Source organism: Clostridium sp. MD294 (assembly GCF_000364165.2).
GTDB lineage: Bacteria > Bacillota > Clostridia > Lachnospirales > Anaerotignaceae > Coprocola.
Window position 1 is genome coordinate 79,798 of the sequence record NZ_CP097810.1, and the last position, 16,888, is coordinate 96,685.

The following is a 16,888-nucleotide window of genomic DNA, read 5'->3' on the forward strand; positions in this document are numbered from 1 at the left end:
ATTATCCTCCAATACATCGAACACCTATTTCTTCTGCTAATGCCAGCCAGCCCTTTCCTTGCTGTTTTCTCATCAAATCCAGCCTATGATATTTCATACAATATTTTTCAAATTCTAATCCCAAATATTCATAAAAGCTTTTCATTACAGGCTCCGGTTTTAAATTTTTTCTACTACCTGCTGCCAAATACAAATAAATTTTTACATCTTTTTCATCAGATATATTTTTCATATCAAATATGTCTTTTCTAATATCTGTTATTTTTTCATTATTTTTAGTCTTTTTCATAACCAGTATTTCTTTTTGTGCTAAAAATTGATTTATATTATTTTCTAGTAATTCCCTTGTCAATTTTTTATCTGCATAAACAATATATTTTGCTCCATCAATAGAAGCCATAGCACTTGATACATTTTGTGTTATCAAAACACTATCCAGCACTTTTACTCCTTTTGGCAATGTTTTATTTAATTCATTCATTACAAATGCAGGTTCTATTTTTTCTGCCATTTCAAAATCTCCATATTCTCCCTCGCTTGTTGTACCCAATGTCAAAGGGTTCGCAAATGACAATAACTGATGTGGATTAAATCCTTGTGAATATGCTACAGGCAGCTTTGCTCTTTTAATTGCTCTTTGAAACAATCTCATAATGTCCAAATGTCCTATAAATTTTACTTCCTCCCCTTTTGTAAATTTTACTCTATATATATAATGTTCTTTGGGCTTTGTATATCCCTTTTGACTATAGTCTATCTGTTTTTGCTCATTCATAACAAACACCCTTTCCGAAACACTTTGCACCACAGTGAGAACACTCTTGTCTACAATTTGGTGTCACTTCTTCTCGCATTGCCTTTTCTCTTTCATTTATTAAAAACTGTTTTGACACACCCACAGAAATATGTTCCCATGGCAATATCTCATCATAACTTCTTTCTCTATTAGCATAAAAAGCTGGGTCAATGCCTACTTCTTCAAATGCCTGTATCCATTTATCATACTGAAACAAATCATTCCAACCATCAAATTTACAGCCTAGCTGCCACGCCCTATAAATTGCTTTTGCTACTTTTCTATCCCCTCTCGCTATAACACCTTCCAGAAAACTCAATTTTACATCATGGTATTGATATTTTAACTGTTTTTTTGTAATTTGTTTTTTGACTGTTTTCGCTTTTTGCAAAAATTCATCAAATGTATTTTGTGCGTCCCACTGAAATGGTGTAAATGGTTTTGGTACAAAACAGGAACTACTCGCTACTACTTGTACTGGTCTAGGGCGTTTTTCTTTAGGCAATTCATAATACTTTTCTACAATTTTTTCCGAAAGTTCTGCAATACCTTTTATATCTTCTTCTGTTTCTGTAGGTAGTCCTATCATAAAATACAGTTTTACTCTTGTCCAACCTCCAGAAAAAGCCAATGCACAACCCCTCAATATTTCCTCCTCTGTCAAATTTTTATTTATGACATTTCTTAATCTTTGTGTACCTGCTTCTGGTGCAAATGTTAATGAACTTTTTCTTACTTCTTGTATTTTTTCCATCAATTCCAATGAAAAAGCATCTATTCTCAATGAAGGCAATGACAGACTAACCTCTTGTTTTGAAAATTCTTCCAGCAATCCATTCGCTAATTCTTCAAAACAAGTAAAATCACTTGTGCTCAATGAAATCAACGATATTTCTTCATGTCCAGAATTTTTTACTAATTGCTCTGCTTGTTTGAGCAATGTTTTTGCTGTTTTTTCTCTTACGGGACGATATACAAATCCTGCTTGACAAAATCTACAACCTCTAATACAGCCCCTAAAAAGTTCTAATGTTACCCTATCATGTACAACATCTATCAGTGGTACAAGCTGTTTTTCAGGATAATACACACTATCCATATCTAACACAACTGCTTTTTGAATGACTTTTCTAGCATTTTTATGATTAGGCAAAAAAGAGGCAATTTCTCCATTTTCTTTATAAGTAACATCATAATATTTTGGAATGTATATACTATCAAATTGTAAAAGTTTTTCTAAAAATTGTTGTTTTGTTCCACCTGCTTTTTTATTTTGTTTATATAATTCTAATATATCATTATATAATACTTCGCCCTCTCCCAAATAGAAAAAATCTACAAATTCTGCTAAAGGCTCTGGATTATAGGCACAAGAGCCTCCACACACTATAATAGGGTCTTTTTCTGTTCTATCTTTAGAAAAAAGAGGTATTCCTGCTAAATCAAGCATATTTAACACATTTGTATAGCTCATTTCATACTGCAATGTAAAACCTAAAAAATCAAACTCTTTTACACATTGTTGCGTTTCTATTGAAAAAAGAGCAATGTTATTTTCTCTCATTTTTTGCTCCATATCTATCCATGGTGCAAATACTCTCTCACAATAAGTATCTTCTCTCCTATTTAAAAAATAATATAATATTTGTAAGCCTAAATGTGACATACCTACTTCATACACATCTGGAAAGCAAAATCCAAAACGTATCTCTACTTTACTAGGGTCTTTTATCACTATATTTATTTCATTTCCTGTATATCTTGCTGGCTTTTCTACTTGTAATAGTATTTCATCTGGTATACAATTTTTCATGCTTTTTCCTCCTAAAATTTTACACAGTATATTCATAATACCCCATTTTATCAAAAATTGCACGAAAAATATAATATAACTATAAAAAAAGGCTATCTATATTAAAACAGCCTTTTTTACAGTTTAAAACAAAAATATTATTTATTATTTTAGTAATTTTTTCAATCATTATTATCTACTACTAACACAACATTTTTTCCATTTTCATTTAATGCCCCTTAATTATTTAATGCATAGTCAGCAAAAATATTATTTACTATTTCAGTAAGTTTTTCAATGGTATATGCTTCTTCAGAAGATGTCACATTCACCACCAATACTACACCCTCTCCATTTTCTTTTAACATATCTCCTTCATTTTGTTGTTTTTTCTCTTTTAAATATCCTGCAAAGTTTGTATTTATATTATTTATATCATATTCATTTTCTTTATGAATTACTGTTCCAAATACTCCATATGTTGTATACAGCTCTGTATTAAGTTCACATACATTATCAAATGTCTTTTTCATAATATCATTTACTATTTGTTTTGTTTGTGCTGAAATAATAAAAGGCTCATCACTTTGTTCCTCTTTATTTGCTAATTCACGATATACTTGTGCAATATCTGTACTATTTATAATGGTATCATATCCTATTAAAGGCATTACATTATCACTTAACATCACACCAATACTACTTAAATCATACAACACTTGTTGTTTTTTATCAAAATCTTTCCATATATTAATAATTGCTGGATTATTTAACAGTTCCATACTTTCTAATACTGTTTTTATTTCTCCTTGTGTAAAATTCTCTTTAGAGCGATAATACTCTCCATTATATTCTGCAGCAGAAACATCAACACTTTCTTCTAATAAAACACCATTTTCTATAAGAGAAGCATACACTATAGGTTTTAAAATATTTCCTGGTTCAAAGTTATCATTAACATCTCCATAACTTCCTAAAACTTCCCCACTTTTTAAATCCATTAACAATATTGTCCAGTCTAAATCTTCTGCATTTTCACTAACTATTTGAGCAAAATATTCATCATAACTTCTATCTAACTCATATTGATTATTTTCATTTTCTTCTGATTGATTTTCATTATTATTTGTTTGATTTGTATTGTTGCACCCAACACATAACAATACTAAGCAAAATATGAGTAATATCGCAATTTGTTTTTTTAATTTTTTCATATTACATAATTCCTCCTTTTATAAAAAAAACTATATTTTTAGTACACTATAATTATAGATTACTACATTTTTATACAAATTACAATATTATTTTTATAATAAATTAAAAAACCTTTCAAACAATACACTTACTGTTTGAAAGGTTATTATACTTTTTTTATTCTTCTTTTTTTTCGGCAGAAATGGTATATACAAAATTCGCACATTCATATACTTCTGCATTAATGTGTTCTCCTGTTAATATTACGTCCATATAAGAAGCTCTTTTACATAAAGCAGATTGTATTTCTTCTACTGAAATGTATTCTTTTTCCAAAGCATCTAATATACCATTTAATATCAATATATCACATTCGCCTGTTTCTAATATTTTTTTTGCAAATGTAAAACCTACTCTAACTTCATTTGAAATTTCTTTTTTAATACATTCATCTGTTTCGTCAACGCAATCTCTTGCTTTTTCAAAACAAAATATTCTAAAATCTGGTTCTAATTTTTTTAATGGCGTTATCTCTGTTTTATTATCATTATCCATAAACTGTATCATTGTCACAGAATGACCTTGACCCAGTTGCCTAATCCCTCGTCCTATTGCAAGAGATGTTTTTCCTTTTCCATTTCCATAATAAACAAATACATTGCCTTTTCTCACTTTTATTCAGCCTCCATATAAAAAATAATACAAAGGCAGGCAGACAAACCTGCTTTTTTTTATTTCGCTTCTACATGGAAACTTCCTTTTTCTGTACCATTTACAACATAATAACAGTTGCCTTCTTCTGGTTTATAGTATAAATCTAATTCTCTCATGTCTTTGATTTTTCTTCCTTCTTCTTTCCACACCAATTTTGCCTCATCTTCTAAATCTTTTGTTGAAATCGTTTTTCCATAAAATTCTATATTTATATTCGCTTTCATTTTGAAAACCTCCCTCGTTTAATATCATAATCTTTTTGTTATGATACTAAACTTTTATAAAAATGTCAATGTTTGATGTTCAAAACGAATGATTTCCTATTGATTTTTGTTTTTCTCTTTTTTCAGATGCTACTTCTATTTTTGAAATAGAAACTTCATATGCTATTCTTTCTTCTACAGCGTCTTCCACTTTTTTCTGATATTTTCTACTTTGTACTCGTCCCCATATTTTAATATTTTCTCCTACTGACAAATTAGACAAATATCTCGCATTTCTTCCCCATGCAATACAAGGAATATAATCAGATTTATTATATGCTCTATTTACTGCTACCAATATATCAGAAATTTCTCTACCAAAAGGCGTCTTTCTATATACTGGAGGTTTACATATAAATCCATTCAAAAATATTTGATTTGGATTTTGCTCTGTATTTTCTTCTAATAAATTAATCTCTCTGGCAAATATAGTCAAAACTAATTTATTCTTTTTATTGCCATAATTATTATAACTTCTTAATTGTCCTATCACTTCTACTCTAGTATCTATTGTTAAACTTTGTCTATCAATTAATCTTTCTGATATAGTAATAGGCAATATATCTTCGTTATCACTGAGTCTTTCAGAAGAAATTTTAAACAAGTAAAATCCTTCTCCATATACTTCATGGCTAAATTCACATTCTTCTATTATCTTACCTGAAATATAAATGCTATTATTTTCTAATAATCCTTCTGTATGCATATCCAAATCTCCCCTCATTGTTTATTAGACCGCTTTTTTATGCTCTTAAAAAAACATCTGTCCTTTTTTACAACCTTTTTTTGAAATTAACAAACGGTTCTTTTTTCATTCTGTATAGTATCATATTCTATTTCTTTTATCTTTAGAAGCATTTTATTTCATCTTTATATACCATAAAAAAACCATTCTCTTTTTTATTTCAAATTTCACCAATTTCTACATCAGCGGCAATCAATGTGGTAATGGCTGCCAATGCACCAGAAACGCTTTTTTGTCCCTGCTTCAATATCAACGAAAATTCTTGAGGTTCAAAAATTTTGCCTGAAACAGTAGGTATATTTCTCTGTATACAACATTGTATTTTACTGCTTTTCTCATCTCCCATAGGCTCCAAATAGCTAGAAAGCGTTACACTTGCTCTATGATTTACGCCACAAGTAATCAGCCTATTTCCTGTTTTTAATTTTAGAGGAAAAACTCTTCTGTCATCTGTATTAACTACTAGTATAGTATTTTTTACCAAACAAGCAATGTCCTCTTTGGTATATTCATAGTTTTTTGTACTTCCTAAATGGATAAAAATAGAAAATGCTAAATTTCTATCTTTACAATACTTTACTGTTTTTGCATACACAGGTACTAAAAAAAGCGAATTTTTACTGTTTCTTGCCTTTTGATATGCTTGTTCAAATTCTTTTTCTTTTTTTGTTCCACAAAAACATATATAGTCTTTGCCATATTGTTTTACAAAATATACTATTTGTTCTATCGTTTGTTCTTTTAAATTCTCCCCCAATATACCAATGCACAACATAAATACAGCCTCCCTTTTCTTTTTATGTGAAGCCATATTTATATTTTGTCCATTTCTGTAAAAATATGCAGTGCCAATATTAAACTTATGCTTTTTTCAATTACAAAAAGTCTTACACTTGTAAAGCAGTGCAAGACTTTTTATTCATAGTAAAATGATATTTTTAATACTGCTCTACTATTTTTAACATGATGGGATATTTAAAACTTTCATTTGTTTTTTTACTCATCAATTCGTCGGTTGTTACGAAAAACAAAAGCAATCTTTACGCAATCAATAGCAACAACCATTGTATATTCCCTTTTTTGATAAACCATAGGTACTCCATTTCTTTTTACTATGACAGCATTTATTCTCTTGTTTGGTTTTATCCAATAAGAAAGGAAATAAAAGTCTTCTGTGCTACAAACTGTCCATTCATATTCCATGAGCGGTTTTATAAAAAAATCTCCTTCACATTGAAAAAAATCTAACACCTTTTTTTGCGTCTGTATAAATTGTTGTACCGCATCTCCATCTTTTGTCATTTGAATCCTCCAAAATCTACTAAAACCTAGCTAATTATATGGTACAATCTTGTTCTGGTTTTGTCAATACCTAAAAAAATACAACATTTTTTTTCATTTTTTTATGCAACAAGTCATAAAATAATACTAACATTTTAATTTTAAAAACTTTCTTTTTTAATTGTTTTTATTTCATTTTTAAACAATTTTATCAAATGCCAATCATATTTTCTTCTTTTTTTACTCATATTTCTGTAAAACTTTTTTTAAATAAATTCCTGTATAAGAATTTTCTACTTCACAAATTTGTTCTGGTGTGCCTGAAGCTATCATTGTTCCTCCTTTATTACCTCCTTCTGGCCCTAAATCTATAATATAATCTGCTGTTTTTATTACATCTAAATTATGTTCTATCACTACAACGGTATTTCCTCCCTCTGTTAATCTTTGTATGATTTTTACTAATTTATGCACATCTGCTGTATGCAATCCTGTTGTAGGTTCATCTAATATATACATCGTTTTTCCTGTGCTTTTTTTACTTAATTCTGTTGCTAATTTTACTCTTTGTGCTTCTCCTCCTGACAATGTTGTAGAAGACTGTCCCAACTGCACATAACTTAGTCCAACATCATACAATGTTTGTAATTTATTTTTTATTTTTGGTATATTTTCAAAAAATATCAATGCCTCCTCTACTGTCATTTCCAATACATCAGATATTGTCTTTCCTTTATAATGTACCTCCAATGTTTCTCTATTATATCTCTTACCATGACAAACATCACAAGGTACATACACATCAGGCAAAAAGTGCATTTCTATTTTTAATATACCATCTCCTGCACACGCCTCACATCTACCCCCTTTTACATTAAAACTAAATCTACCCTTTTGATAGCCTCTCATATTCGCCTCTGTCGTTTGGGCAAATAATTCCCTTATCATATCAAAAAGCCCTGTATAAGTTGCTGGATTGCTTCTAGGTGTCCTTCCTATAGGTGATTGGTCAATATTGATGACTTTATCTAATTTTTCTATTCCCAAAATATCTTTATGTTCTCCTGCTTTTACTCTTGCTCTATTTAAGTCTTTTGCTAATCTTTTATACAATATTTCATTTACAAGAGAACTTTTTCCAGAACCGCTTACTCCCGTAACACAAGTGAACAACCCTAAGGGAATAGTAACATCAATATTTTTTAAATTATTTTGTGTTGCTCCTATTATTTTTAATACAGCATCTTTTTGTATTTCTTTTCTTTGAGAAGGAATTTCTATTTTCTTTTTACCACTAATATAATCTCCTGTAATAGAATTTGGGCATTTTATCAAATCTTGCACATCACCAGCAAATACAATTTCTCCTCCCGCTTTTCCAGCACCAGGTCCAACATCTACTATAAAATCTGATGCTAACATAGTATCTTCATCATGTTCTACTACAATAAGAGAATTTCCTATATCTCTTAAATGTTTTAATGTACTAAGCAATTTATCATTATCTCTTTGATGCAGTCCTATACTTGGCTCATCTAATATATACACAACCCCTACCAATCCAGAACCTATTTGTGTCGCAAGGCGTATCCTTTGTGCTTCTCCTCCTGAAAGTGTACCAGCAGGTCTAGATAATGTCAAATATTCTAATCCTACATCTATTAAAAATTGTATACGTGCATTGATTTCTTTTAATATTTGTTTGGCAATTTTAGACTGTTTTTCTGTTAATACCAATTCTTTAAAAAACTGCTGTATTGCATTTACAGACATTTCTGTTACTTCTGATATATTTTTATCTCCTACTGTAACTGCAAGTACTTCAGAACGAAGCCTTTTTCCATTACAACTAGGACAGGTAATATTTGTCATATATTCTTCATATTCTATTCTCATTGTTTCTGATGTTTCTTCATATCTTTTTTGTAAATTATTTATAATTCCATCAAATTGATATTCATATGTTCCAGTTCCTCTAAAATTAGTATAAGTAATATTTACTTTTTCCCCTTTTGTACCATAAAATATAATTTCTTTTATCTGTTCACTCAACTCTTTAAAAGGGGTATTCAACGAAAAATGATATTTTTCAGCCAGAGCATCAAAAAGTAAACGACTCATACTTTCTTTATTATTTCCTATAGATTGATACCCTGGTGCAGCTATTGCTCCCTGCAATATACTTAATTGTTGATTAGGTACTATCAAATCTATATCAAATTTCATTTGTCTTCCTAATCCTGTACAAACGGTACAAGCACCCGCTGGATTATTAAATGAAAATAATCTTGGTTCTATTTCTGAAATATTGATACCACAATCCGTACAACTAAAATTTTGACTAAATATTAATTCCTGCTCTCCCATATTAACATCTACTACTATAGTTCCTCCAGAAAGTGCAGAAACTGTTTCTAATGACTCTGTCAATCTTTTTTGCATATCTTCTTTTACTATCAATCTATCTACTACAATTTCAATATTATGTTTTTTATTTTTTTCTAGTTCTATTTCTTCTGATAATTCATACAATATACCATCTATTCTCGCCCTTACATAACCACTTTTTCTAGCGTCTTCTAACAGCTTTGTATGTTGTCCTTTTCTTGCCCTAACCACTGGTGCTAATAACTGCAATTTAGAACGCTGTGATAACGCCATAATTTGGTCTGCTATTTGGTCTATTGTTTGTTTTTTGATTTCTTTGCCACATTTTGGACAATGTGGTATACCAATTCTAGCAAAAAGCAATCTCAAATAATCATATATTTCTGTTACAGTTCCCACTGTAGAACGAGGATTGTGGCTTGTTGTTTTTTGGTCAATAGATATAGCAGGAGAAAGTCCTTCTATATATTCTACATCTGGCTTTTCCATTTGTCCTAAAAACTGCCTTGCATAAGAAGACAATGACTCCACATATCTTCTTTGTCCTTCTGCATAAATAGTATCAAAAGCAAGAGATGTTTTTCCTGAACCACTTACTCCTGTAAATACTACAAATTTATCTCTAGGTATTTTTAAATTAATATTTTTTAAATTGTGTTCTTTCGCTCCTCTTATTATAATATCATTTTTAGACATTGCCCTTCTTCCTTTCTCAAAGTACTTAGTCCATAGCCTTTTTTAATTCTAGTATTTTATCCCTTAATTCTGCTGCTGTTTCAAATTCTAAATTTATTGCTGCCCTTTTCATTTCTTTTTCTAATTTATTTATTTCTTTTTGCAGTTGTTCTATACTCATAGATTGAGGGTCTTTTTCAAAATCAAATTTATTTTTCTTTTCTACTGCTTTTGTTGCATATATTACATCATGTACTTTTTTTATAATTGTTTTTGGTATAATGCCATGTTGTTCATTATATTTTTTTTGTATTTCTCTTCTTCTTTGTGTTTCTGTAATAGCTTTTTTCATACTTTCTGTTATAATATCAGCATAAAGTATTACTCTACCTTCAGCATTTCTTGCTGCTCTACCTATTGTTTGTATCAGAGCAGTTTCAGAACGCAAAAATCCCTCTTTATCTGCATCTAATATTGCTACAAGAGATACTTCTGGTATATCCAAGCCTTCTCTTAATAAATTGATACCTACAAGCACATCAAACACATCTGTTCTTAAATCTTTTATAATTTCTAATCTTTCTAATGTATCAATATCAGAATGTAAATAACGCACTCTTATATCAGCCTCTTTTAAATATTCTGTCAAACGTTCTGCCATTTTTTTAGTAAGTGTTGTAATCAACACCTTTTGTTTTTTCGCTGTTGTTTTCTGTATTTCTACAATTAAATCGTCTATTTGCCCTGTAATGGGTTTTACTACTACTTCTGGGTCTAACAGCCCTGTAGGCCTAATAAGCTGTTCTGATATTTGCTGTGAATGTTTTTGCTCATATACGGAAGGTGTTGCTGATACAAAAAGTAATTGATTAATGTGCTTTTCAAACTCTTCAAATCGTAAAGGTCTATTGTCTAATGCAGAAGGCAGTCTAAAACCATATTCTACAAGTGTTGTTTTTCTAGATTTATCTCCCTCATACATTCCCCTAATCTGTGGTATAGATACATGGGACTCATCTGCTATGATTAAAAAATCATCTGGAAAAAAGTCAAGTAATGTATAGGGTGTTGCTCCTGCTTCTCTTAATGATAAATGTCGTGAATAGTTTTCTATGCCAGAACAAAATCCTATTTCTTTCATCATTTCTATATCATAATGTGTTCTTTGTTCTAAACGTTGTGCTTCTAATAATTTATATTCTTTTGTAAACTGTTTTACACTTTCGCTTAATTCTTGCTCTATTCTTGTAATTGCTATTTGCAATTTATCCGCAGGCGTTACATAGTGAGAAGCAGGAAATATAGCAACATGGTTTCTTTCTCCTAATACTTTACCTGTCAATACATCAATTTCTGTAATTCTATCAATTTCATCTCCAAAAAATTCTACTCTGATAGCGTGTTCATTACTTGCTACAGGAAATATCTCTACAACATCTCCTCTTACTCGGAATGTTCCTCTCTCAAAATTGACATCATTTCTGTTATATTGTATTTCAATGAGTTTTCTTAATACATCATCTCTATCTTTTATCATATTAGGGCGGAGAGAAAGCATCATTTCTTTATAACTTTTAGGGTCACCTAAACCATATATACATGAAACACTTGCTACAATAAGCACATCTTTTCTTTCCAACAAAGCCGCTGTTGCAGAATGTCGTAATTTATCAATTTCATCATTTATAGCAGAGTCTTTTTCAATATAAGTATCTGTACTAGGTACATATGCCTCAGGTTGATAATAGTCATAATAACTGACAAAATATTCTACTGCATTGTCTGGAAATAATTCTTTAAATTCATTATACAACTGTGCTGCTAGTGTTTTATTGTGTGCAATGACAAGTGTAGGTTTTTGTAATTTCTCAATAACATTCGCCATAGTAAACGTTTTTCCAGAACCTGTTACTCCCAATAAAGTCTGATATTTCAACCCTTTTTGAAAACCTTCCGCTAATTTTTCTATTGCTTGAGGCTGGTCGCCTGTAGGTTTATATTGTGAACTTATTTTAAAATCCATGCTTTTTTAACCTCCCATTTTTGACCTTTTTTTAATTTAAAATAATTTTTTATATTGTCATTTTTTACAATATTTACCTAAAAAACACACTCATTACGAATTTAGGTCACAAAAACTATTTTACAAATTATTTCACACAAAATATATTTCTATCATACTTATTTTTATATTTTACCATAAAAATAAAAAAAGTACAGAACATTTATTCGAATAAATCATTTGTACTTTCAATAGTATAGAAATCAAATAATGGATTTTATTTGATTAGCTTCATTAAGTATTTCTCTTTTTTAGAGCAAATCAACCATACTACTATATTTACTTTTCATTTTCTGTATATGACTTGTTTGCTATACTTTAGTGCAAATTATTTACATTACTAATGTTGAAGCTCTTTTATGCTAAAACAATAAAAATGCTCTGTTTCTAAGTCATAGAAACAGAGCCAAAAAACAATATACATGACCTCTCCCTGTAAGGGAGCAGCAATAGGGCAATATATTTATTTTTTATGTAGCATTTACTTTCGGGACAATTATAAATGCTTTTTCGATCATTTTATATTATAGGGCAAAGCTATTACCGCATCAATGTTTTAATTTTTTAAGGATTTTGTATCAATGTTTTACCGTTTGGACACGAGCCATTACAGTATGGCTTTATTATTCACTTACTGTACTTGCTGTTGCACTATCAACGTCAGCAGCAGTTACAACTTCAGCACTATCAAATGCTGCTATAAGTATTTTAACAGTTATAGCACTTCCATCTAATTCTGAACCACTATCAAGTGTTAATGTTACTGTCTTATTACTGTTAGACAACACAGCAGTACTTATTGTTTTACCATTAATTGCATAGTTTGTAGCTACTGCTCCTTGCGTTGCATCAAATGTTCCTTTTGATAATACAATTGTAATTGTATTATCTCCTGATACTGTACTATCTACAGATGCCGTTACATCTTGTTGTTCTGTTGGTGCTTCTTCTGTACTTGCTTCTGCTGTTACATTATCTGCTGTTACAACTGCATCTGATGTAAATGCATCTGCTGCTATTGTTACATCTACTGTTCCTGCACTTGCTCCTGCTGCAAGCGTTAATGTAGCTACTGTGTCGTTGCTGGATAATGCTACACTACTTACTGTTCCGCTGCTAAGTGTAAATTTGCTAGCTGCTACTCCTGTTACAAATTTTCCACCGCCTGCTATTGTAAGTGTAATTGTATCATTTCCTGCTGCTGTTGTTACTCCTTTTTTCTCTACTGCTGCTTGTGTGCCTGCATCATCTGCTGTACTTGCTTCTGCAGTCACGTTAGTTGCAGTTACAACTGCATCTTCTGTAAATGCGTCAGCTGCTATTGTTACATCTACTGTTCCTGCACTTGCTGCAGCAGCAAGTGTTAATGTAGCTACTGTATCATTGTTGGATAATTCTACACTACTTACTGTTCCGCTGCTAAGTGTAAATTTGCTAGCTGCTACTCCTGTTACAAATTTTCCACCGCCTGCTATTGTAAGTGTAATTGTATCATTTCCTGCTGCTGTTGTTACTCCTTTTTTCTCTACTGCTGCTTGTGTGCCTGCATCATCTGCTGTACTTGCTTCTGCAGTCACGTTAGTTGCAGTTACAACTGCATCTTCTGTAAATGCGTCAGCTGCTATTGTTACATCTACTGTTCCTGCACTTGCTGCAGCAGCAAGTGTTAATGTAGCTACTGTATTATTATTGGATAATGCTACACTACTTACTGTTCCGCTGCTAAGTGTAAATTTGTCAGCTGTTACACCTGTTACAAATTTTCCACTGCCTGTTATTGTAAGTGTAATTGTATCATTTCCTGCTGCTGTTGTTACTCCTTTTTTCTCTACTGCTGCTTGTGTTGGTGCTGCTGGTTGTACTTCATATGGTACTTCAAATACCAAATTACCAGCTGTTTCACTTGTACCTTTATTAACAGTTCCAGTTACTCCACCTACAGTAGCAATAGTATCATCAAGAGCATAACCATCTGTTGGTGCAAATTCAAGTACTAAGTTAACTGTTTCACCTTCTGTAAGATCAGTTGCTGGATTACCGCTATCATCTTGCCATTTAGCAGTTACTGTATATTGAGTAGGTTCTCCAGGTGTTACAGTAACTGTAGGTGCTGTACCTGCTTTTACATCTGCTGCTTCTGGAAGGCCTGTTACACCTATCGCTATTACTTTCTTACCATCTTGTGCTGCTACAGCAGTTTCAAAAGTTTCTTGTGCTGTTGTTAAATTTTCTATTGCTTCATTTATTGCTGTATCGTCTGTACTGTTATTGTCTATTAAAGTTTGTGCCGCATCAATTACAGCTTTAAAATCAGTTTTTTGTGCTGTTGTTGCCCATTTTGTACCTACTGCTACATCTTTACCATCTCCACTTGTACTTAGTTGTGTATTGTCATGTAATGTTTTTGCAGTAGGAACCATTGCTTTTAATGCGTCTAAGCCTGCTAGTGTACCAAGTTTTTTTGCACTTTCAAAAATTTCTTGTGCTGCTGTTAAGTCAGATACTGCTGCATCTACATCATCTTGTGTTGCAGTATCGTCACTAGCTACAGCTTGTGCTGCAGTAATTGCTGCTTCAAAATCAGCCATAACAGCTTTTGTTACCCAGTATTGGTTTGGTGCTACATCAGAACCATCATCAGCGTCAGTTGTTATTGCAGTAGCTTTTGCTTCTGTTGCAGCTGTAATTGCAGCAGTTAACTCTGTTTTATCTACTCCTGGTGTTTCATCTGCTGCTTTTACTGTTACAGTTGCTGTAGCTGTTACATCACCTGTTTTAGCTGTTACTGTAATTGTTCCTGCTGGTGCATTTGCAGGTATTGTTAATGTAGCTTTTGTGCTATCATCTTCATTAGCTGCTATAGTAGCACCTGTTTCACCTGCAGTTGCAGACCATTCTATTGTAGCGTCTGCTGCAAATCCTGTTGCTGTAAATGCAACTGTTTGATCTTGTTCACTTGCTGTAATTTCTTTTGTTTCTGGCGTAATTTTTGCTGTTTCTTCTACTGGTGGTTCTGGGTCTGGTGTAGGATCTGGTGTAGGTTCAACTGGTTTATCAGATACATCAGGGATATTATCTCCAGAGTCAGAAGTATCTATAGTACTCTTATCTGTAGCTTCAATTTTATTTACAGTACCTTCACCTGTAACTTCTGAGCCTTTAGCTGTAGACGTAGATGTAATTGTATCTACTTTTGCATCTGCAGCTACATCTACTTTAGCTGTAGCTGTGTCAGAAAGTTCTACTTTGCCTACTGTAGCACTATCTTTTACAGCAACGTCAGCACTTGCACTATCGCTTACTTTTACATTGTCCACTGTAGCGTTTCCGTTTACAGCAACACTTGCTTCTACACTACCATTTACTGCTACATTTTCAACACTTGCACCGTTTCTTACAGCGATATCTGTGCTACCTTCGCCATTCAATACGATGTCTTTTGCATCGCCTGTTACATTCACTTTGTTAACGCCATCTGCATTTTCTGCAACTTCAAGGCTTGCCTCTTTACCTAATTCTACTGTGCCTACACTTGCACCTTCTGCTACTTCCAATGGAGCAGTTGCTTCAGCACTGTCTATAGTAAAGTTTTTGATTGCAGTTGCAACTTTTGCTACAACAGTTGCAGCTAATTTTCTTGGAGTGCTTGTTGTGATTACTACTTGAGAACCTGGGACATTGTTTTCTATTACTGTAATAATACCACTTACACTTGTTTTTCCTTCAAAGAAAATGTTGATTTTTGCAGTATATGCTGCAGCTACTGCCACATCACTATCAGCATAAGCACTTGCTACTACTGCATCGCTTTGTACTTTAATATCAACATCACCTTTAAATCTAATGTCATTTAATTTCAAGCCGTTGTCTGGATAAATTGTTGTAGTACCTGTCAATGTTTTACCTTCGTAGTCATCTGCATCAGATTGAGAACGAATAGTTACATTGTGTGTTTTTTTGTCTTTGTCGCTAGAGCTGGAAGAGCTAGAACCTTTGCTGCTTCCGCCGCCGCCACCGCCGCTAGTCCATACCATGTTACCAGCTTCAGCTGTTCTGTTGTCTTCTGTGCTAGTGTTATCTCTATCAGTTGTGTCAATTTCACCTGATGGTGTGTTTGTGCTTCCGCCGCCTAATACTCTATCTAATGTAGAAACAGCTTCTGCTCTTGTCATGCCTTTGCTACCACCAAAGCTACCATCAGGGTAACCACTTAAATAACCTGCTGCAACTGCTGCTCCTACTGCACCTTTTGCCCATGCTGGAATTTGTGCTGCATCTGTAAAGTTATTTGCTGCTGCTTCATTTGGTGTTAAACCTTTTGCATTGCAAATAAATACTGCTGCTTGCATTCTTGTTACTGTTTCGCCTGGTCTGAATGTACCATCTTCGAAACCACTTGCTACTCTACCACCTACTGCTTTTGCTACATCAGCATAGAACCAGTCACTTTCTTTTACATCACTAAAGTTAATAGATGCACTAGAAGTAAATGCTGTTGGTGCTGCACTATTTAACAGTCTTACAAATTCTGCTCTTGTAATTGCTCTGTCTGGTTTGAATGTGCCGTCTTCATAACCGCCAATTCTACCTTCATTTTGCCATTTTGTAATTGTAAATTCTGCCCAGTGGCCAAAAATGTCATTAGATGCTCCAAATACAGGAGCTACACTGCTTACTGTCATTGCTGTTGACAGCAAAAATGCTACTGCTTGATACTTCTTCATTTCTAAAATTCCTCCTTTTTAATAAAAATAAACTTTGTTAATATTGTTGTAACAGAGAGTTTGCCCTCCTCTCTTTATGTAATTATAAAAATTTACATTGTCCCAAAAAGTATACTTTTTGAGAAATTTGCCACATTTCCAAAAAGATACATTTGTTATAAATTTTTATGCCTATACTATAACACAATTTATTTAAAATGTCTAAGAAAATTTTTAAAAATTTACAAAATATGAAAAAAAGCTATTTTTTCAAA

Annotated in this window: 11 protein-coding genes; all 11 read right to left on the reverse strand. The window is 32.1% G+C overall.

All coding sequences use genetic code 11. The features are described 5' to 3' along the window. Position 1: 1 nt before the first annotated feature. Positions 2–775: a TIGR03936 family radical SAM-associated protein gene (locus C820_RS00420; protein ID WP_004036348.1), complete on the reverse strand. Its 774-nt coding sequence runs from the start codon at positions 773–775 to the stop codon at positions 2–4. Then, positions 768–2,609: a TIGR03960 family B12-binding radical SAM protein gene (locus C820_RS00425; RefSeq protein ID WP_004036346.1), complete on the reverse strand. Its 1,842-nt coding sequence runs from the start codon at positions 2,607–2,609 to the stop codon at positions 768–770. Before C820_RS00425 ends, C820_RS00420 begins: the two co-directional genes overlap by 8 nt. A gap of 218 nt (positions 2,610–2,827) precedes the next feature. After that, positions 2,828–3,802 carry a serine hydrolase family protein gene (locus C820_RS00430; protein WP_004036345.1) on the reverse strand — a complete coding sequence of 325 codons (975 nt, stop codon included), beginning with the start codon at positions 3,800–3,802 and terminating at the stop codon, positions 2,828–2,830. A gap of 157 nt (positions 3,803–3,959) precedes the next feature. Next, entirely contained in the window at positions 3,960–4,454 is a 495-nt protein-coding gene (locus tag C820_RS00435; protein ID WP_004036343.1) for a cob(I)yrinic acid a,c-diamide adenosyltransferase, read from the reverse strand. Positions 4,455–4,513: 59 nt separating this feature from the next. After that, on the reverse strand, positions 4,514–4,720 hold the full coding sequence (locus C820_RS00440; RefSeq protein WP_004036341.1) for a DUF6465 family protein: 207 nt from the start codon (positions 4,718–4,720) through the stop codon (positions 4,514–4,516). 79 nt (positions 4,721–4,799) lie between these two features. Beyond that, on the reverse strand, positions 4,800–5,465 hold the full coding sequence (locus C820_RS00445) for a single-stranded DNA-binding protein (protein WP_004036339.1): 666 nt from the start codon (positions 5,463–5,465) through the stop codon (positions 4,800–4,802). A 199-nt stretch (positions 5,466–5,664) separates the two neighbouring features. Next, positions 5,665–6,279, reverse strand: a complete 615-nt coding sequence (locus C820_RS00450; protein WP_004036337.1) for a UDP-N-acetylmuramoyl-tripeptide--D-alanyl-D-alanine ligase — start codon at positions 6,277–6,279, stop codon at positions 5,665–5,667. 221 nt (positions 6,280–6,500) lie between these two features. Beyond that, positions 6,501–6,806: a hypothetical protein gene (locus tag C820_RS00455; protein ID WP_004036336.1), complete on the reverse strand. Its 306-nt coding sequence runs from the start codon at positions 6,804–6,806 to the stop codon at positions 6,501–6,503. Positions 6,807–7,025: 219 nt separating this feature from the next. Continuing rightward, the gene (gene uvrA / locus C820_RS00460) at positions 7,026–9,869 is read right to left on the reverse strand and encodes an excinuclease ABC subunit UvrA (protein ID WP_004036334.1); all 2,844 of its coding nucleotides are present in this window, start codon (positions 9,867–9,869) and stop codon (positions 7,026–7,028) included. 25 nt (positions 9,870–9,894) lie between these two features. Continuing rightward, the gene (gene uvrB / locus C820_RS00465; protein WP_004036333.1) at positions 9,895–11,871 is read right to left on the reverse strand and encodes an excinuclease ABC subunit UvrB; all 1,977 of its coding nucleotides are present in this window, start codon (positions 11,869–11,871) and stop codon (positions 9,895–9,897) included. A 662-nt stretch (positions 11,872–12,533) separates the two neighbouring features. Further along, positions 12,534–16,634 (reverse strand): S-layer homology domain-containing protein, encoded by a 4,101-nt coding sequence (locus C820_RS00470; RefSeq protein ID WP_251855617.1) that lies wholly within the window; start codon positions 16,632–16,634, stop codon positions 12,534–12,536. Positions 16,635–16,888 lie beyond the last annotated feature (254 nt).

Bases quoted from the DNA above. Each gene is read 5' to 3' on its own strand.
- C820_RS00440 (WP_004036341.1), bottom strand. From the start codon at position 4,720: ATGAAAGCGAATATAAATATAGAATTTTATGGAAAAACGATTTCAACA.
- C820_RS00445 (WP_004036339.1), bottom strand. From the start codon at position 5,465: ATGCATACAGAAGGATTATTAGAAAATAATAGCATTTATATTTCAGGT.
- uvrB (WP_004036333.1), bottom strand. From the start codon at position 11,871: ATGGATTTTAAAATAAGTTCACAATATAAACCTACAGGCGACCAGCCT.
- C820_RS00430 (WP_004036345.1), bottom strand. From the start codon at position 3,802: ATGAAAAAATTAAAAAAACAAATTGCGATATTACTCATATTTTGCTTA.
- C820_RS00470 (WP_251855617.1), bottom strand. From the start codon at position 16,634: ATGAAGAAGTATCAAGCAGTAGCATTTTTGCTGTCAACAGCAATGACA.
- C820_RS00455 (WP_004036336.1), bottom strand. From the start codon at position 6,806: ATGACAAAAGATGGAGATGCGGTACAACAATTTATACAGACGCAAAAA.
- C820_RS00425 (WP_004036346.1), bottom strand. From the start codon at position 2,609: ATGAAAAATTGTATACCAGATGAAATACTATTACAAGTAGAAAAGCCA.
- uvrA (WP_004036334.1), bottom strand. From the start codon at position 9,869: ATGTCTAAAAATGATATTATAATAAGAGGAGCGAAAGAACACAATTTA.
- C820_RS00420 (WP_004036348.1), bottom strand. From the start codon at position 775: ATGAATGAGCAAAAACAGATAGACTATAGTCAAAAGGGATATACAAAG.
- C820_RS00450 (WP_004036337.1), bottom strand. From the start codon at position 6,279: ATGTTGTGCATTGGTATATTGGGGGAGAATTTAAAAGAACAAACGATA.